The sequence below is a fragment of the Nocardia sp. NPDC050175 genome, from assembly GCF_044459885.1.
GTDB lineage: Bacteria > Actinomycetota > Actinomycetes > Mycobacteriales > Mycobacteriaceae > Nocardia.
In genome coordinates, this window is record NZ_JBITJI010000006.1 from 443740 (window position 1) to 460930 (window position 17191).

The window sequence follows — 17191 nt, forward strand, 5'->3', positions numbered from 1 at the left end:
CTCTCAGGGGAACGCATCGATCACATGCTGTCCCATACCAGCCAGGCTAGACCTGGAAAGCGCTCGGTGAACGGAGACCATCTGATGGCAAGCGGCGGAAACAAGTTCCACCTCGCGGACTTTCTCGGCACCCTCGCCGACACCGTGCCGCCCGGCGCGGCCAGACCGGTGGTGGTGCACGCGGCCGAGTTGACGCCACTACCCGCCGATCAGGTGCACAACCCCACCGCACTGTCGATCGCGGGGCGACTGCCCACCGTCACCTTCGAGATATTCCGGCAGACCATCCCGCCCGCCTCGAGCTCAGATATGCAGCGCCATCACCACGAGACCGTGCACTACGTCATCTCCGGCAGCGGACACAGCGAGGTCGAGGACGACACCGAGTCCTGGGCGACAGGCGATTTCATCTACACCCCGCCGTGGACCTGGCACCGCCACTACAACGACTCCCCCACCGAGCCGGTCGAATTCCTCACCATCGAGAACTCCCGCCTGCTCGGCGTGCTCGGCGTGGGGCGAAGGCAGAGCGCGGGATTGGTGACCGTCGCGGAGGCTCGCGCTCGATTCGGAAAGGAACCACAATGAACGCGCTACCCGAACACATCAGTATCTGGGGCGAATTTTCCACTACCCCACATGAATTGCGCTTCGTCGAGGTCGCCGGAGTACGCACCCGGGTGCTGCGCGCCGGGTCCGGTCCGGACCTGATCCTGTTGCACGGCACCGCCGGTCATCTGGAGGCTTACGCTCGCGATATCGCGGGTCTGGCCGAGGACTTCCGAGTCACGGTGTACGACATGGTCGGCCATGGCTGGTCCGATCTACCCGACTATCCGTACACGACCGATGTGCTCGCCGCGCACCTGATCGGGCTGATGGACGCGCTCGGCATCGAGGCCGCGCATCTGTCGGGCGAATCGCTGGGTGGCTGGGTAGTCGCGTGGGCCGCAGCGCATCATCCGGACCGGGTGCGGCGGTTGATTCTCAACACCCCCGGCAATATCGCCGACAAGCCGGAGGTGATGGTGAAAATGCGCGAGAGCACCATGGCCGCGGTGCGCGACCCGAACTCCGCCACCGTGCGTCAGCGGGTCGAATTTCTGTTCCACCACAAGGAATTGGTGACCGAGGAGCTGGTGAACCTACGCCGCGCCGTCTACAGTCGGCCCGGTTTCGTGCGAGCTGCCGAGAACATCCTGGTGCTGCAGGATCCGGTGGTACGCAAGGACTTCGCGTGGCGACCGAAGTGGGTCGGCAAGATCACCGCGCCGACCCTGCTGCTGTGGACCGACCACGATCCGACCGGCGGACTCGACGAAGCCGAGCTGCTGCTGAACTGGCTGCCCGACGCTCGCTTGCATGTCATCACCGATGCCGGTCACTGGCCGCAGTGGGAGAAGCGCGACGAGTTCCTGCACGCGCATCGCGAATTCCTGTTGCTCGGAAAGGATCCGGCATGACCGAGATCGTCGGCCTGGTCGCCATTTCCCACTCGCCGTTCGCGCAGTTGCTGCCGCCGACCGGGCCTACCGCACCCGGCGCTCGCTTCCTCGCCGACGCCGAGCGCGTCGCCGCGGCAGTGTCGGAGCTGGCCCCCGATGCCGTGATCGTCATCGGCCCCGACCATTTCCATGCCAACTTCTACGACCTGATGCCGCCGTTCGTGCTCGGCGTCGAACAGGCCACCGGATTCGGCGATTTCGGCAGTCGGTCCGGCCCCTTGCCGGTGGCGGAAAAGTTGGCCTGGTCGATCCAAGAACGGGTCACCGCAGCGGGATTCGACTTGGCCCTGTCCTACGCGCTCACCGTGGACCACGGCATCGTGCAGAGCTACGAAATGATTTGCGGCACAGCAGATATCCCCGTGGTCCCGCTGGTCGTCAACACCACCGCGCCGCCGCTGCCCACCATGCCTCGCTGCATCCAGCTCGGGCGGGCGCTCGGCAATGCCATCCGCTCAGCTGATTTCGCGGGGCGGGTACTGCTCATCGCCAGTGGCGGCCTGTCGCACTGGTTGCCGTCCGCCGATCCCCGCGATCCCGACCTCGACGGCGAGCGCCGGGCCGGGGTAATCCACGGCGGTCGTGACCCGCACGCCTTCGACGCGGCTCGCGAACCTCGCATCCGTGCCCTCGGTGGCGACCCGCACACCCAGGTCAACATCGAATGGGACACCTGGTTCCTCGATCGGCTGCGCCACGCCGACCTGGCATCCATCGCCGCGCTCGCCGAGGACGAACTCGAACGCGTCGCGGGCCGCGGCGGCAACGAGATTCGCAACTGGCTGATCGGAGCCGCCACCGCGGCAACGCCTTTCGTCTGGACCAGCTACGAACCCGTCCCCGAATGGATCACCGGAATGGGCATCGGCACCACGTTCCCGGTAGACCAGCCGAATTCGGCATAGGTCCCTGCGCTGGCGCGCTCAACTGGATGAGGTCCTGTCGGGCAGGAGTCCCGCCGCAGTAGTCGAGGCCCCCGCTTGGCAAACGGAACAATGTTCCGTATGTTGGTTATCGGAACAGCGCTCCGCTTATTCGGGATGCTGGACCAGCCAAGCCTCGTCTCACATACCTCTCCAGGAGGAACTCTCATGCAGTACCGCACCTTGGGCCGCACCGGCGTGCAGGTCAGCACCCTCGCGCTCGGCGCGATGAACTTCGGCAAGGTCGGGCGGACCACGCAGGACGACGCCACCACCATCGTCGATGCGGCCCTCGCGGCCGGGATCAATCTCATCGACACCGCCGACGCCTACAGTGCCGGCGAATCGGAGGAGATGGTCGGCAAGGCCATCGCGGGCCGACGGGACGACATCGTGCTGGCGACGAAGGCGTATCTGCCGATGGGCGAGGAGCGCAACCATCGGGGCAGCTCGCGCCGCTGGTTGATCACCGAGCTGGACAACAGCCTGCGCCGACTGGACGTCGACCATGTCGATCTCTACCAGATCCACCGGTGGGACCCGAACACCAGCGACGAGGAGACCCTCTCTGCGCTCACCGACCTGCAGCGCGCGGGCAAGATTCGCTACTTCGGATCCTCGACCTTCCCGGCGTACCGGATCGTGCAGGCCCAGTGGGCCGCCAGGGAACACCACCTGAGCCGTTATGTCACCGAACAGCCCAGTTACTCGATCCTGCAGCGCGGCATCGAATCTCACGTGCTGCCCGTGACCGAGCAGTACGGACTCGGCGTCTTGGTGTGGAGCCCACTGGCCTCGGGCTGGCTGTCGGGCGCGATTCGCGCGGGCCGCGAAATCACCACCAGCCGTTCGACATTCATGCCGCACCGCTTCGACACCACCGTCCCCGCCAACCAGGCCAAGCTCGATGCCGTCGAGCAGCTCGCCAAGGTCGCCGACGAGGCCGGTCTGACGATGATCCAGCTCGCACTCGGCTTCGTCACCGCACACCCGGCGGTGACCAGCGCGCTCATCGGCCCCCGCACCATCGACCACCTGAACTCGCAACTCGCCGCCGCGGACACCACACTCTCCGCCGACGTCCTCGACGCGATCGATGCGATCGTCGCCCCCGGTGTCGACCTCGCCGCAGACGAGAAGAACGACGCGCCACCCGCCCTGCTCGATCCCACACTGCGCCGCCGCTGACATCGGACCGCCCGATCCTGATTCCTCGCATGTCCTGAGCGACACGTGCGACAGATATCGGCGCGGCTGTTGTATTGCTGTGATCGGCGGTGCCACGATGGGCGGATGAGCACCGATGTGCGGATGTTTCTCACCGCTGCGGCCGCGGGCGTGGTCGCCGGGTCCGCGGCTGCGCACGAGGGGGACGGGACTCGGGGGCGGGCTCAGCGATTCTGGCCTTTCTAGCGATCCGTGCCGGTGATGTTCGCTCGCACCGGGCCTGGATGATGTTCATGTTCGCCATGCTGTTGAGCGCACCGTTGCTGCGCCTGTCCTGGTTTGTACTCGGCAACGTGTTTCCGTGGATGAACGAGCTGATTGCCCTGCGATTGGGCACGGTGGTGCTGGTGTTGCTCACCCCGGCGGGCGCGATCGCCGCGGGCGCACTGTCCGACCGCCCGGCGACGCCGCCGGGCACACCGGCCACACCCGTGGTCCATCCAGGCGTGTTCGGAGTCATTGCCGTTGCGGGCGTTGCCAATACGATCCTGGCGATCAACCGCATGAACGGTCTGAACACCGGACACGACACCGCATGGATCATGGTCCAGTTCCTGCCGATCGCCGCACTGTTGACGTGGTTCGGCATCGCGGCCTGGCAGGCCCACCGCACCGGCGAGTTCGTCGCCGCGCAGGACTGGCAGCTCTACTTCCTGTCCATGTGCGCCGCCCCGATTGGATTGAACGTGCTCTGGTCACTCGTCGCACCGTTCGTCGCACCGGCCGAGGCCTACCTGATCGCCGGCATGATGGGCGCCTCGATACCGCTGTTCACCGCCTACCTACTGGTCGCGCAGCGCCACGCCACCTTCTGGCAGCCGATGCTTCGACGACTGCGCACCGCCAACCATGAAGGACCCGTCGCCGGTCTGAGGCCGGTCGGGTTCAGCCGCCAGTGATCATCTCGGGCAGCAACATTGAGGTATCCGTTTGCTATCGCCCATGGCTTGTCCGGGCGCATTGAATGTATAGTTGGCAGAAGCAACTAGTTACAGGTGCTAAGCAAGTCCGTAGGTGTGCAAGAAGGTGAATCGCGATGACCGCTGCCGGTCTCGATCCCACGGCCGCCGCCGTTGCGCTCGACGACGCCGATCGACTCGGCGCCGAACTGGTCCGGTTCGTGCGACTGATCAACCGGACGAAAACGCAGCTGTCCAAGCACGGGCCGGACGGCTTGGAGCGGCTCGCCTACTCGGTGCTGTTCTGCCTCGTGCACGATGGCCCGCAACGTACCGGCAAGCTGGCCGAGCAACTGCACTCGGAGATCTCCACGATCAGCAGGCAGACCAGATCCCTGGTGGAGCACGGCCTCATCGAGCGCCGGGCCGATCCGATCGACGGCCGCGCGTGCGTGCTGGCGGCCACCGCGGAGGGCGTACGGGTCTTCGAGCGCAACCGCAGGCACCGCAACCTCTGGATAGCTCAACTCCTGGCGGACTGGCCGATCGAGGAACGGTCCGCGCTGACCGACCTGCTCAGCCGGTTCAATACCGCGATCGAAACCACCCAGCCCCGTATGACCGAACCACAATAGGTTTTGAATATGACGAATCCGACCACCTTGGCACCGCCGGACTCGACTGCCGTTGCGCGAGTGGCACTCTCGCACCGGCAGATCATGACGATCCTGTCCGGCCTGCTACTCGGCATGTTCTTGGCCGCACTGGATCAGAACATCGTGAGCGTGGCGATCGTGCGGATCGCCAACAGCCTGCACGGTTTCAACGAACAGGCCTGGGCCACCACGGCCTACCTCATCACCGCGACCATCAGCACCCCGCTGTACGGCAAACTCGCCGATATCTACGGGCGAAAGCCGTTCTACCTCACCGCGATCGGGATCTTCGTGCTCGGCTCGGCCGCGTGCACGTTCGCGACCTCGATGTACGAGCTCGCCGGATTCCGCGGCCTGCAAGGCCTCGGCGCGGGTGGTCTGATGTCGTTGGCGTTCACCATCATCGGCGATATCGTGCCGCCCCGCGAACGGGTGCGGTATCAGGGCTACTTCATGATGGTCTTCGGCAGCGCGACGGTGCTCGGCCCGGTGCTCGGCGGCTGGTTGTCCAGCTATGACAGCCTCGGCGGGATCGACGGCTGGCGCTGGGTTTTCCTGGTCAACGTGCCGATCGGCGTGATCGCGCTGGCCGTGGTGTTCCGAGTGCTCAATACGCCGCATCAGCGACAGAATCACCGGGTCGATTGGTTCGGTGCGGTGGCGCTGGCGATCTGTGTGGTGCCGCTGCTGATCGTCGCCGAGCAGGGGCGCGGCTGGGGCTGGGGCTCGAATCGCGCGATCATCTGCTACGCGATCGGGGCGGTCGGGCTGCTGCTGTTCGTCTCCATCGAATATCTGATGAAGGACGCGGCGCTGATTCCGTTGCGGCTGTTCAAGAGTTCGACGTTCAGCGTCACCATTGCCGGTGGCTTCATCGTCGGCGTCGCGATGTTCGGCGCGCTGTCCATGGTTCCGCTGTATTGGCAGGTGGTGCGCGGCTATTCGCCGACGAAGGCGGGTCTGCTGATGCTGCCGCTGGTGGCGGGCATCATGATCGGTTCACAGATCGCCGGGCGGGTCACCAAGATCACCGGCCGCTACAAGTTCCTGCCGGTGGTCGGTACCTTCGTCATCGCCTGTGGCGCAGCGCTGTACGCGCAGGTGCTGTTCGACAGTCCGGTGTGGCAGCCGCTGCTCTACAGCGGCATCATCGGTTTCGGTCTCGGCGGCTGTATGCAGACGCTGATCATCGCGGCGCAGAACGCGGGACCGCCCTCCGATATGGGGGTGTCCACCGCGTCGGCGACCTTCTTCCGTCAGATGGGTGGCACGCTCGGCGTCGCGGTATTCCTGACGATCATGTTCAACTTGTTGCCGCACAAAATCATTGACGCCTTCGGTGGGCGGCTGCCACCGGGATTCGCGCCTTCCCAACTCGATAGCCTGCAGAGCAATACAAGTGGTCTCGCCGCGCTGCCGGACGCGGTGAAGCAGCCGATCCTGATCGGCTTCACCGACTCCCTGCACGGGGTCTTCTACTCCGCTGCCGCGGTGGCGCTGTTGGCCTGCGTGGTACTGCTTTTCATGAAGGAGATTCCGCTGCAGGATGCCGGGGCGCCTGCTCCTGAGCCCAGCGAGAAGGTCGCGGCGGGCGCCGACTCGTGGGACGAGGCGCAGGTCTGGCAGGGTGCCGCCCAGGCGCTCAGCGAGCCCGAACCGGTGCTGGCCGGTGCGGTCGGGCGCAGCAACGGCAGCCGGGCGCAGCTGAGCCCGGCGGTCAGCCAACTGGCCGTGACGAATTCGGCCGTCGGATACTCCGCTCCCGAATTCGGTTCGATCGGCGGCAACATCCACCGCGAGGACGGTCGTGCGGTCACCAATGCCGCGCTGACGCTGATCGACCAACGCGGACACCAGGTTTCGCGGGCGACCGGCGGTTCCGACGGCGGCTACCGCATCGGCGCACCCGCCGCGGGCAGATACGTGCTGATCGTGTCGGCGGGCGGGCTGCAGCCCGCGGCGGTGAACGTCACCGTCGGCGAGCAGCCGCAAGCGCTGGACCTCACGCTGCTGGGATCCGGTGAACTGTCCGGCGTGGTGCGCACGGCCGGGCGCCAGGCTCCCATTCCCGGCGCGACCGTCACGCTCACCGATATGCGCGGCGAGGTCGTCGGCGCGGCGGTCACCGACAGTGACGGCGGCTACCTCTGCCACGGCGTGCTGTCGGGCACCTACACCCTGGTGGCGGCCGCAGAACGCATGCGGCCCAGCGCGATTACGCTCACCGTGCCCGACAGCGGCCTGCTGCAGCACGACATCGAGCTTTCGCCGATGTCGGTGCTGGCCGGGTCGGCCTCGGCCAATGGACGGGTGGTGCCGGACGCGTACGTCACGGTGCTCGACGCGGCCGGCGAACCGATCGCCGCTACCCGGACCGACGAGAACGGCCGGTACGTCCTGCGCGATCTACCCGAGGGGCAATACACGGTGGTCGCCCGCGGCTATCCGCCGGTGACCAGCCACATCACCCTTGCCGGTGATGAGATCACGCACGATGTGCGGTTCGGCTACGAGGAGGCGGACGGCGTGACCACGGAGGACCCAGGCTTCTCGGAGACAGCGCGGCCATGAGCGGGCTGACAGCGCGTATTCACACCGCGGACGGTTGGCCGGTGCCGGATGCGGTTCTGACGGTGACCGATATGAGCGGCCGCCAGGTCGCGCGGGCCGCGACCGATGCCACCGGAACGGCGATCACCGAGCCGCTGCCCCCTGGCACATACACCGCCGTCGTGACCGCTCCCGGGTTCCGGCCGGTGGCACAGATGGCCCGCGCCGCAGGCGACGGCTCCGGTCGGCTCGGCGAGATCACCATGGAACCGGAGGCGGGTGTGGTCGCCACTCCGCCGCCGGGACCGTGGACCATCGATCCGGTGCACTCGACCGTGATCGTCACCGCACGCCACCTGGGCATCGCCAGCATCAAGGCCCGCTTCGCCGAGGTCAACGGCCGATTGAACATCGCCGAGACTTTCAGCGAGTCAACCGGTTTCGCCGAAATCAAGGCCGCGAGCATCGACACCGGCATCGGCATGCGCGACGACCACCTCCGCTCCCCCGACTTCCTCGACACCGAGCGATACCCGTTGATCAGCTTCACCGGCAACAGTTTTCGCCGAACCGGCGGCGACACCTGGGTAATGGCGGGCGAACTCCAGCTGCACGGGCAGGTCCATCCGATCGACCTCGATGTCACCTATGGTGGTTGCGGGCCCGACCCTTGGGGCGGCGTACGTGCCGCCTTCCACGCCGAAACACTGTTACACCGCAACGATTTCGCCATCGACTACAACGTCCTCGTCCGCGCGGGCGTCGCCGCCGTCGGCACCACCGTCAAGATCGACCTCGATATCGAAGTGGTGCAGGGCGAGCAGCTGCCACAGATGTAGCGAATAGTCCTTCACATCAAGTGGATTCGTGGTTCTTGAAGCGCGGAGATGTGCTCAGGCCAGCGTGACCACGATCTTGCCCACGCCACCAACGTCCGCCTGCGGTCTAGGGCTACCGGAGCACGCACACAGAGGCTCCAAACGCCCCGTATTGCCGCTGATGTGCGGTCCGCGAGGCGAGATCGACTGCGGCGCGGAACTTCTCTGGTACCTCAATGAACCATCCACTCCCTCCGTCGAGCCCATAGACCCGCACTTGCCCCCGATCACCGCGCCGCTTGTGCCGTCCGCCACCGCGGCCACTCCACCACCGTTGCCCCGCTGAAGGGCGCGAACCGCTGATCGGTTGGCCGCCAACGTCTCTCGTCGGTATTGCCGATGAGCGTGGCTCAGCCCTGGCGGGTCGGGCGAATGGTCAGGTCGCCGATTTCGACGTCGTCGGGTTGGTCGATCGCGAAGGCGATCGCCCGGGCCACCGCCATGGGGTCGATACCGAGATCGGACATGCTCCGACTCATCTGTTCGCGCACGGCGGGATCGTCGACGGCGTTGTCGATAAGTTCGGTGCGGACGTAGCCGGGGGAAATCGACGTCGTCCGCAGCACTCCGTCGGTACTTTCTTGCCGTAGGCCCTCCAGGAGGGTGCGTACCGCGTTCTTCGTTCCCGCATACACCGCTTGGGTGGGGGTGATCTTCAGGCCGGCGGTCGAGACGACGGTGACGAGGTGACCACTGCCCTGACGGCGGAACACCGGCAGCGCCGCGGCGATCCCGTGCAGGATCCCCTTGACGTTCACGTCGACCATCGCCGACCAGCCCTCGACGTCCAAGTCGGCAACGGGGCTGATTTTGCTGATCCCGGCGTTGCCCACCAAGACGTCCAGGCTGCCGAAACGGTCGACGGCGACGGTAACGAGCGACCGGAGGTCTTCGGGATCGGTGACGTCCACGCGGGTGGCGGCCGCTTGCCCGCCGGCGGCTTCGATCTCGGCGACCAGCCGGTCCAGCCGGTCGGTGCGGCGGGCGCCGAGCACGACGTGCGCGCCGAGTGCGGCGAGGTGACGGGCTGTCGCCGCACCGATTCCGCTGCTGGCTCCGGTGATGGCGACGACCTTGCCCTGAATGGTCATGGGGATCCTCCGACTAGAGTGGACAAATGTCCGGTTACCCTGACGACCTTAGCGGACAAGTGTCCGCTTCTGTCAAGAGCGGCGGAACGCGGCGTGCGGACGCACAACGCAACCGCGAACTGATCCTGCGAGCGGCCCGCGATCTCGTCCGCGAGCCGGGAGAACTGAAACTCAACGCGGTCGCGAAGGCCTGCGGTATCGGGCAGGGCACGCTGTACCGGCACTTCCCGACACGCGAGGATCTGCTCGCCGAGGTGTATCGCCATGAGGTGGAAGAGGTGGTCGCTGCGGCTCCGCGCCTGCTGGCAACGCACCCGCCGCTGGATGCGTTGGCAGCATGGTTCGACCGGGTCGCCGCCTACGCCCGAGTCAAGCGCGACGTCTTCGCCGCCTTCGAAGCCGCGACCTGGCGCGACCTCGCCGCCCACAGCCTCGGCCCGATCGGTGAAGCGGTGGAACTGCTGCTGGCCGCGGGTCGCTCGGACGGCAGCGTCCGTGCCGACGCCGAAGCTCGCGACGTCATCGTGCTCATCAGCTGGTTGTCGCGGCTGGACGACGCCGAACTCGACGCACGAGGGCCGCGCTTGCTGTCGATCCTCATCGATGGCCTTCGCGCGCGCCGCCCCTGCGGCGAATAAGCCTGGGGCACAGCAATGTCGGCGGAATCTAGGCCGTCTGGTTCGCGGCTGCCGATTCCTGGAAGTCGACGAGTGCTTCGCCGTGCGTTTGTGCCCACTCGGTCAGCATCGCTATCGGCTCCTGGAGGGTCCGGCCGAGCGGGGTCAGGGTGTATTCCACCCGCGGGGGTGCTTCGGCGTAGCGCTGTCGATCGATGAGTCCGTTGCTCTGCAGGCGGCGCAGGGTCTGGGTCAGCACTTTCCGGGAGATCCCGCCGGACAGCGCGACGAGTTCGCTGTGCCGCTTGGGGCCGTCTTTGAGCGCGTACAGGGTGACTACGGACCACTTGTTCGCGACGATCTCAATTGCCGTGCGCGCAGGACAGTCGGACATGAACATGGTTCCGGCGGGGCTCACGGTTCGAAGGTTACCAAAGGGTACCTATCGGATCCTTAGCGTTTCCCTCATGAAAATCGCAGCTCTGATCCTGTCCGTTCTGCTCGCTCTGGCGATGCTTCAGTCCGGAGTGATGAAGTTCGTCCGCCCGGCGTGGATACGCCAGTTCGCGGAAGCGGTCCATCTCACCACTGCCCAGCTCACCGCGCTCGGGAGCCTGCAGATCGCCGCGACAGTCGGCCTTATCGGCGGTATCTGGTTCCCGGCCGTCGCGATCGCCGCCGCGATCGGGCTGGTGCTCTACTTCAGCGGCGCGATCATCGCGCACATCCGCAGCGGCGACCGAAACATGCTGGGCGCCTTGGTCTTTCTCGCGTTCTCGATCGCTACGTCAGTCGTGCTCGTTCTCGAGGCGCTTGCCGCCTGAGTTCGCGTATCACTGCGTCAGCATAGGTATCGGGCTCGGCTCGGCGACGGTCACGAGGACAACGACGTCCGCATAGCGTGCGCCGCCGCGACCGAGGCGATGGGCGAAGCGCGCCATGGGAATTCGCCACCGGTACTTCGCGGCGATCTCCGATTCGACATGCGGCAGTAGGCTGCCCGCGGTCACCAACTGGGCTTGGCCCTGCCGCTGATGGGAGCCGAGAGCGGGACTGCCGCGCCGGTCGCCGGGCTGAACGACCACCCGGCCGTCGCGCGCCAACTCTTCGGCTTCTTCAGACTGCGACGACACCCGGAAGGCGAGCTGGGTGTCGCCGATCGGAATGACCAGTCGCGGCACCGTGGTCAGCTGTCGCGGACCGCTGATCCGGGTCACCAGAACGGTTTTGGCGTCACGCCAGACGGTCGCGGCAGTCGAACTCGCTCCGCTCTGTGCTGACTGGAGCCGAGCAGCGGGTCGCGCTACCTGACTGTCGAGGGTGAGGTCGACGAGGGTATCTGTCATCGCGTTCGTTCCTTTCCCCTGAGGAATCCATCGATCGATCTGTGTCAGGTTCCCGGCGACGCAGGCGGGTCCTCGTTCATCGGCCATACCCCGCCACCGGACTCTCAATCACGTTCCCCCCTGTCGATCGGGGATGGCAGGATGCTCACCGTGGTAGAAATCAGCCTCCTGACTGAATCCGACCGCGCCAGTTGGGAATTGCTGGCACGTGGCAAAGATGTTTACTTCGCCGTCGAACGAAGCGACGCCGACTACGAACGTGCCTGGCGCCGCCTGCTCGATGACGAGCAGATACGCGGGATCGCCGCCCGATTGGACGGCAAGATGGTCGCGATCGCCCACTACCTGTTCCACGCCAGCATCTGGTACCGAGGGAAATGCTATTTGGCGGACCTGTTCGTAGACGCGGAAGTCCGGCGGCGGGGTGTAGCGACGGCAGTGATGGAGTGGGTAGCGCAGGACGCCGAAAAGCACGGCTTCCCAGGCCTTTACTGGAACACCCTGGAGGACGCCCCGGCTCGCGCCCTATACGACAACCTGGGCAAGTCTCACCCGGGACTCATCCACTACACGTACGGGCGCGCTGCCACCAGTCGCAGCGTGACAGCACGCTGATGAGTGACCGCACCCCACCCCTATGGTGGAAGTTGGCCACCGTAGCGATTGCCCTTGCGACAGTTGCCATCTGCCTCGCCCAGTTGTGGGGCCAGATGTCGATAGCGCCATTCCGCCACTGGCTCTACGGGTCGTTGTTGTTGTTGGCCGTGGGCTTGGCCTGCTTGGCAACCGGTGTGGTCGGTGCGGTGCGCTACCACACCTGGCGGCTGAGCCTCATCGCTCCGGTGGTGGCGATACTGAGCATGGCCGTGGGGTTCACCGGGATACCAGGCAAAATCGGCTGGGCTCTGTCGGAAGATGCGTTCGAGCAAGCAGCAATTACGTGTGCCCCGACGAAAGAAACCACACTCGGCGTCATTCGTGTCACCAGAATCACCAAACGTGACGGGGGGTGCCGGTTCTACACCCACCTTGGCCTCATGTCCCCCGTGGGGTTCGCCTACTTCCCCGACCGCACCCCGGTCAGCAGCAGTCCCGAGGACAGCTACACACACCTCGAGGGCCCCTGGTACCGCTTCGATGACGGCTTCTGAGCACGCGCCCCGGGCTACAACCCTGATGGTGGCTGTCCTCGGCTGCGGCGCCGGCGCGTGCAGGCTCGATCCTCACAACTGCAGGGTGACGGGGACATCGGTGAGTTTGACCTCGGTGCTTCCGTCGACGCTGTACAAATCCCAGGTGACGTCGACTGTGGCGGGGCCGAGCTGGTAGGGGAAAGTCACTGGCGCCGCGACGGCGCTGGTGTAGGGGTGGGCGGCGCCGTCACAGGTCACCATCCCCCGCCCACCAGGCGCGTCTCCCTGGACGTTGTCTTGTCGCAAGAAGCCGAACCTGGCGCTGTTGACCCGGCCGACGGCGGTGCAGGTGTAGGTGCCGGTGATCTGCGCACTGCCGTCGGCGTTGAGGTGCTGTTTGTTGTCGACCGTGAGCTTGAGGGACGGGTCCGCCATGGCCGGGCTGACCAGCATGGCCGTCCCGGCGAACGCCGCCGCGGCGGCGACCGCCAGTTTCATGATCCGATTCCTGGGCATGATGGCCCGCCGTTCGGCGGTCTGAAGATACTCGGCCATAACACGACTTCCTCTTGTGTCGGAAAGGAATTCAGAGCACGCAGCGGGTCGTCCTCAGCACGCCGGGCGTCGGGCCACATCCCCGGCCTACTTCCCGGGCGTTCCGTAACCGTAGCAACACGACTGGGGCGACGTTGTCCCCAGTTATGTTCTGCGCCAAGCCAATACCTGCCCAGACTGGTTGATTACGTTGCCCACCAATAACACTCGGCCAGTTCCTGTCGAATCCCCAGTCGACTCGACACGTGGGATAGTGACGAGAAGAATCGCCTTCGGGTGAGAGTGCGGCCCCGGATCAGTGCCGATGGCCCGTGATGTTGAACATCCAGTTGATCCCGAACTGGTCAACGAGCGAGCCTGCCTCGTCGCCCCACGCCTGCTTTTCGAGGGGCAGCGTGACGGTGCCGCCGACCGAAAGCTGTAGTCCCGAATCTGTGTCAGCCCCCGAAATGGCCGGCTCGATAGGCTGGCGGTCATGAAACGGCCAGACCTGAGCTCTCCGCCGACCTACGACGAGGCGCTGCGGTTCGCGCGCGATCAGGCGCGGGATCCCGGCACTCTCGTCCCCTACCCCCACCATGGGCTCGAGAATGCCCGCTACGGGCGAGGTTTCGCGTTCTTACAGACGATCGCAACCGATCGCGGCGATCTGGAGGGCTATGTGCTGGTGACCGCGGCTGGTTACGGCAGCGGGCTGCTGTCGGCGCCCGGACGCACCATCGACACGGTGATCGCCGATCACCTGGCGCGAGCAGAACACGCCAACAGGGACATCCCCGACAGCGAGCTCTCGGTCGCGCATCTGATAGCGCTCGAAGCCTACGATGCCGGCCGCACGCGCATCGACGAAATACCGCGGCGCACAGCGATCGATGCCGGGACAGCCGACTATGCTGAGTTCGTTCTCATCGGCCTGTTGCGCAGCCGCAACCCGGGAGACTCTGGGCGTAAAATCCTCGCCCGCAATGATTCCCTGTTGCAAGATCCGGACCCCGGACACCGATACACCCACCCCTGCCCGAGCTGTGCGCGGCCAGCGATCTACCAGGCACGTTACCCCCTCGGGGTCTGCGATCACTGCCTGAGCCGAACCACCGATCACGCCGGGCGCCGGGTCACCGGTTTCAATACCAGTCTAAGTGGCGGAATGATCGCCTACTACACCGATACGCTCGAGCATTCGGACGGCGCCCAGAAGGAAGAATGCGTCGAGGTTACCCGGACCGGCGAGTGTTTTATCGACGGATATCCCGCGACCATGCAGGAGGCACGTTTCGGTGGGATCGTCGTCCAAATGGCGTCCGGCGATTAGGTTTCGGTAGGTCGAGCGCTCGCCGATCGGCCCGCGACCAGTGGGTTCGTGCTGAAACCTGGGATCGGTAGGGGGCGCGCCCGGCATCTACTTACCCCATGACATCTTCTCAACTTCCCACGAACCAACCGCGCCCCACCGGCCTGGACAAGAAGACCAGCGCGATCCTGGCGTACGCGCTGGGGTGGCTCACCGGAATCATCTTCCTCTTTGTCGGAAAGAACGATCCCGATGTGAAATTCCATGCCTCGCAATCGATCGTCTTCTTCGGGGCGGTCTCGGTGGTCAATATTGTGCTGAGCATCGTCGGCTCGCTCCTCGGCGTCCTGGGGATCATCTTCAGCCTCGCCGGGCTCGCACTCGCGGTCTTCGCGATCGTCGTCTGGATCATGGCCATGGTCCGGGCGAACAACACCGGCGGTGTCCGCGCGGCGCTGCCCATTGTCGGAAAATTCACTGCCCCCTATGCCGATCGGTTGGCCAACTCGGTCAAGTAGCGGCGGATTCGAAGTCGGAAGATCAACGGCCCGAGGCAATCTCGGGCTGTTGGCTTCTTCCGTGCCAGAACGGATTCGGGGACATCCTCATGCCCGCTCACGTTCCCCTCCCGCGATCGCCACCACACGCGGCCCACCCGCGATTACGTAGCAAAAGCTCCCGCGTCGGCTACCTTCGTTACCAGCGCATACGTTGAATCCGCCCCGCGGTGGAAGATGTCCGACTCCACCGACCGGACCCGAACACGGAGGAATTGGCCATGCCCTATGCCGTGGACTTCGGCACCGTATCCACCGTCGGCCTGGAGTCGTCGCCGGTCGCGGACGCACTCGCCGGCCTGCGGGCGAACGAGGCTCGATACTTCAAGAACAAGTATGACCACGTCTTCACGGTCGAGCCCGCGAGCGACGCCACGTCGACGATCGACTGGGTGAATCGGATCCTCGAGGAAGAACGCGGCATCGTCATCGCCGCTCCCCCGCTCGAAGCGACCGCATTTCAGGTAGAGAACATTCGGATCGCCTACGTCTTCTACCAGAACGGCCTGTCGATCAACGTGATGTACACCGTCGACGACTCCGGCAAACGGGCGGTCGGCTTCAAGCTCTCCGACGGGATGGAAGTCCCCGCCGAACTCGCCTCGTTCAAGTTCGCTCGCCAGAAATCGAAGCTGGCCGGAACCATCCGCGGCTCCTACTTCGTCATCAAGAACGAGTACTGACCCGGTCCATTCGGAGCCGCTGAATTGCCGACTACCGAGCATGCCGCGAAACCCCTTGGCGGGACTGATAGGGGATGGAATGCTGGGTTGGCAAGGTTTGGTCAGCGGCTAGGTGGAGGGACGGTAGCCGTGACGGAGTCGGTTCTCGGCCGTGCGGCAGAAGAGGTTTGCGCGGAATTGCGTGCTCATGCCGCGGTGTGTGAGCGAAGCCCGGACGATCCGGTTGCTGTTGTCCGCCAAGGCGAACGGCTGCGAAAAGCGATGCTGCGGTACGAAGTCGCGCTCGGGGAGGTGAGTGGCTGGTCGCTTCCGTTGCGGTACCTCGGGCACCTCGAAGACTTTGCGGAGGACGACGGTGCGGAGGTATCCAACGAAAGCGATCCACGCGGCAGTCAGGACCGGAATCCCGGCTGCTGACCGAATGCGCACGTTCTTGCTGCTCCTTCAGGCGTCCTACCTGGCGGCGCAGCCCACGCCGCTGTGGCTGACCTCGAGCAGTAGTTCGCTGAGTTCGGTGGGCATGGTGATCATGCAGTCGTGGCCGGTCGGTAGTTCCCATATCTGGGACGGAGAACCGTTGGGTTGCAGGGCAGGGACGGGGCGGCGGGTGATGCCTGGTGGCGTCGCGCCGACGCAGTGGATGTGGGTGCGTGGGATTGCGGTTGTGGCGGGGTTGTCCAGGTGGGCCGGTTGTTGGAGGCAGCGCACCGGTTGATCGGAGAGCATGGTGCGTAGCCAGGCCATGTCCGCCGGGTCGGTCACGCCGAACAGACCGAAGGGCGGAGGGCGTTCCGGGAGAGGTGGGACGCGCCAGCCGGTGTCGGAATTCGCGGCGAGGTCGATCAGATGTTGGCTGATGGGTTGAACGTCGACCGCGGTCTCGCCATCCATCGGAACCATCGCATCGAGGTAGACCAGGTGTCCGATCCGGTCCGGAATCTGGTTGGCCACTGACGAAATGACCAGTCCCGCATAGCTATGGCCCACTAGGACCACCTCGCTGAGGTCCTCCTCGTTGATCAGCGTGACGATATCGTCGACGTGCGTGTCCAGCCCTACCTCGGGGCCGAGCAGATGCGCCTTGTCGCCGTAGCCGGTCAGCGAGGGCGCGAGCACCCGGTGTCCTTTCGACTCCAGCAGCGGCACCACCCGCTCCCAGCAGCGTCCACTGTGCCAAGCACCGTGTACCAGCAGAAATGTCGACATGGTTGTCACGATCTTCCTGTTCTAGGCGCGACGGCGCGCGAAACTTGGAGTTACTCTTCGTAACTCGGTACTGT

General features: G+C 65.4%; 22 protein-coding genes. 16 read left to right on the forward strand and 6 right to left on the reverse strand.

The window, feature by feature from the left end; translation table 11 throughout:
• The first annotated feature begins 84 nt into the window (after window positions 1–84).
• The 8 genes from ACIBK2_RS22995 (at window position 85) to ACIBK2_RS23030 (ending at window position 8599) form a co-directional block, all read left to right on the forward strand.
• Window positions 85–588, forward strand: coding sequence for a cupin domain-containing protein (locus tag ACIBK2_RS22995; RefSeq protein ID WP_396969594.1), 504 nt, complete (start codon window positions 85–87; stop codon window positions 586–588).
• Entirely contained in the window at window positions 585–1463 is an 879-nt protein-coding gene (locus tag ACIBK2_RS23000; RefSeq protein WP_396969595.1) for an alpha/beta fold hydrolase, read from the forward strand. Before ACIBK2_RS22995 ends, ACIBK2_RS23000 begins: the two co-directional genes overlap by 4 nt.
• Window positions 1460–2410, forward strand: a complete 951-nt coding sequence (locus tag ACIBK2_RS23005) for a hypothetical protein (RefSeq protein ID WP_396969597.1) — start codon at window positions 1460–1462, stop codon at window positions 2408–2410. The genes ACIBK2_RS23000 and ACIBK2_RS23005 overlap by 4 nt, the downstream gene beginning before the upstream one ends.
• Window positions 2411–2596: 186 nt before the next feature.
• Window positions 2597–3616, forward strand: a complete 1020-nt coding sequence (locus tag ACIBK2_RS23010) for an aldo/keto reductase (RefSeq protein WP_396969599.1) — start codon at window positions 2597–2599, stop codon at window positions 3614–3616.
• 263 nt (window positions 3617–3879) lie between these two features.
• On the forward strand, window positions 3880–4554 hold the full coding sequence (locus ACIBK2_RS23015) for a hypothetical protein (RefSeq protein WP_396969601.1): 675 nt from the start codon (window positions 3880–3882) through the stop codon (window positions 4552–4554).
• A gap of 137 nt (window positions 4555–4691) precedes the next feature.
• Window positions 4692–5189, forward strand: a complete 498-nt coding sequence (locus ACIBK2_RS23020; RefSeq protein ID WP_396969603.1) for a MarR family winged helix-turn-helix transcriptional regulator — start codon at window positions 4692–4694, stop codon at window positions 5187–5189.
• Between the two features lie 9 nt (window positions 5190–5198).
• Window positions 5199–7781, forward strand: a complete 2583-nt coding sequence (locus ACIBK2_RS23025) for an MFS transporter (protein ID WP_396969605.1) — start codon at window positions 5199–5201, stop codon at window positions 7779–7781.
• Window positions 7778–8599: a YceI family protein gene (locus ACIBK2_RS23030; protein WP_396969607.1), complete on the forward strand. Its 822-nt coding sequence runs from the start codon at window positions 7778–7780 to the stop codon at window positions 8597–8599. The genes ACIBK2_RS23025 and ACIBK2_RS23030 overlap by 4 nt, the downstream gene beginning before the upstream one ends.
• A gap of 389 nt (window positions 8600–8988) precedes the next feature.
• On the opposite strand, the gene ACIBK2_RS23035 is transcribed toward ACIBK2_RS23030, so the two are convergent.
• Window positions 8989–9729, reverse strand: a complete 741-nt coding sequence (locus ACIBK2_RS23035; protein WP_396969609.1) for an SDR family oxidoreductase — start codon at window positions 9727–9729, stop codon at window positions 8989–8991.
• A 26-nt stretch (window positions 9730–9755) separates the two neighbouring features.
• Between ACIBK2_RS23035 and ACIBK2_RS23040 the strand changes: the two genes are divergently transcribed.
• Entirely contained in the window at window positions 9756–10367 is a 612-nt protein-coding gene (locus tag ACIBK2_RS23040) for a TetR/AcrR family transcriptional regulator (RefSeq protein WP_396969611.1), read from the forward strand.
• A 28-nt stretch (window positions 10368–10395) separates the two neighbouring features.
• On the opposite strand, the gene ACIBK2_RS23045 is transcribed toward ACIBK2_RS23040, so the two are convergent.
• The gene (locus ACIBK2_RS23045) at window positions 10396–10764 is read right to left on the reverse strand and encodes a winged helix-turn-helix transcriptional regulator (protein WP_396969613.1); all 369 of its coding nucleotides are present in this window, start codon (window positions 10762–10764) and stop codon (window positions 10396–10398) included.
• A 49-nt stretch (window positions 10765–10813) separates the two neighbouring features.
• Here ACIBK2_RS23045 and ACIBK2_RS23050 point away from each other — a divergent pair, with 49 nt between their 5' ends.
• Window positions 10814–11170, forward strand: a complete 357-nt coding sequence (locus ACIBK2_RS23050; protein WP_396969615.1) for a DoxX family protein — start codon at window positions 10814–10816, stop codon at window positions 11168–11170.
• Between the two features lie 9 nt (window positions 11171–11179).
• On the opposite strand, the gene ACIBK2_RS23055 is transcribed toward ACIBK2_RS23050, so the two are convergent.
• Window positions 11180–11692, reverse strand: a complete 513-nt coding sequence (locus tag ACIBK2_RS23055) for a hypothetical protein (RefSeq protein ID WP_396969617.1) — start codon at window positions 11690–11692, stop codon at window positions 11180–11182.
• A 141-nt stretch (window positions 11693–11833) separates the two neighbouring features.
• Here ACIBK2_RS23055 and ACIBK2_RS23060 point away from each other — a divergent pair, with 141 nt between their 5' ends.
• On the forward strand, window positions 11834–12307 hold the full coding sequence (locus tag ACIBK2_RS23060) for a GNAT family N-acetyltransferase (RefSeq protein ID WP_396969619.1): 474 nt from the start codon (window positions 11834–11836) through the stop codon (window positions 12305–12307).
• 32 nt (window positions 12308–12339) lie between these two features.
• Window positions 12340–12843: a hypothetical protein gene (locus ACIBK2_RS23065; protein ID WP_396969621.1), complete on the forward strand. Its 504-nt coding sequence runs from the start codon at window positions 12340–12342 to the stop codon at window positions 12841–12843.
• Window positions 12844–12915: 72 nt separating this feature from the next.
• On the opposite strand, the gene ACIBK2_RS23070 is transcribed toward ACIBK2_RS23065, so the two are convergent.
• Window positions 12916–13380 carry a DUF6299 family protein gene (locus tag ACIBK2_RS23070; RefSeq protein ID WP_396969622.1) on the reverse strand — a complete coding sequence of 155 codons (465 nt, stop codon included), beginning with the start codon at window positions 13378–13380 and terminating at the stop codon, window positions 12916–12918.
• A gap of 295 nt (window positions 13381–13675) precedes the next feature.
• On the reverse strand, window positions 13676–13960 hold the full coding sequence (locus ACIBK2_RS23075) for a hypothetical protein (RefSeq protein ID WP_396969624.1): 285 nt from the start codon (window positions 13958–13960) through the stop codon (window positions 13676–13678).
• 81 nt (window positions 13961–14041) lie between these two features.
• Here ACIBK2_RS23075 and ACIBK2_RS23080 point away from each other — a divergent pair, with 81 nt between their 5' ends.
• The 4 genes from ACIBK2_RS23080 (at window position 14042) to ACIBK2_RS23095 (ending at window position 16328) form a co-directional block, all read left to right on the forward strand.
• Window positions 14042–14692, forward strand: coding sequence for a hypothetical protein (locus tag ACIBK2_RS23080; protein WP_396969625.1), 651 nt, complete (start codon window positions 14042–14044; stop codon window positions 14690–14692).
• A gap of 98 nt (window positions 14693–14790) precedes the next feature.
• Entirely contained in the window at window positions 14791–15189 is a 399-nt protein-coding gene (locus ACIBK2_RS23085) for a DUF4870 domain-containing protein (RefSeq protein WP_396969626.1), read from the forward strand.
• A gap of 260 nt (window positions 15190–15449) precedes the next feature.
• On the forward strand, window positions 15450–15911 hold the full coding sequence (locus tag ACIBK2_RS23090; protein WP_396969628.1) for a phage tail protein: 462 nt from the start codon (window positions 15450–15452) through the stop codon (window positions 15909–15911).
• Window positions 15912–16040: 129 nt separating this feature from the next.
• Window positions 16041–16328, forward strand: coding sequence for a hypothetical protein (locus ACIBK2_RS23095; RefSeq protein WP_396969630.1), 288 nt, complete (start codon window positions 16041–16043; stop codon window positions 16326–16328).
• 36 nt (window positions 16329–16364) lie between these two features.
• Here the strand turns inward: ACIBK2_RS23095 and ACIBK2_RS23100 are convergent, their stop codons facing one another.
• Complete coding sequence (locus ACIBK2_RS23100) at window positions 16365–17117, reverse strand: alpha/beta hydrolase (RefSeq protein WP_396969631.1); 753 nt, start codon at window positions 17115–17117, stop codon at window positions 16365–16367.
• Between the last annotated feature and the right edge of the window lie 74 nt (window positions 17118–17191).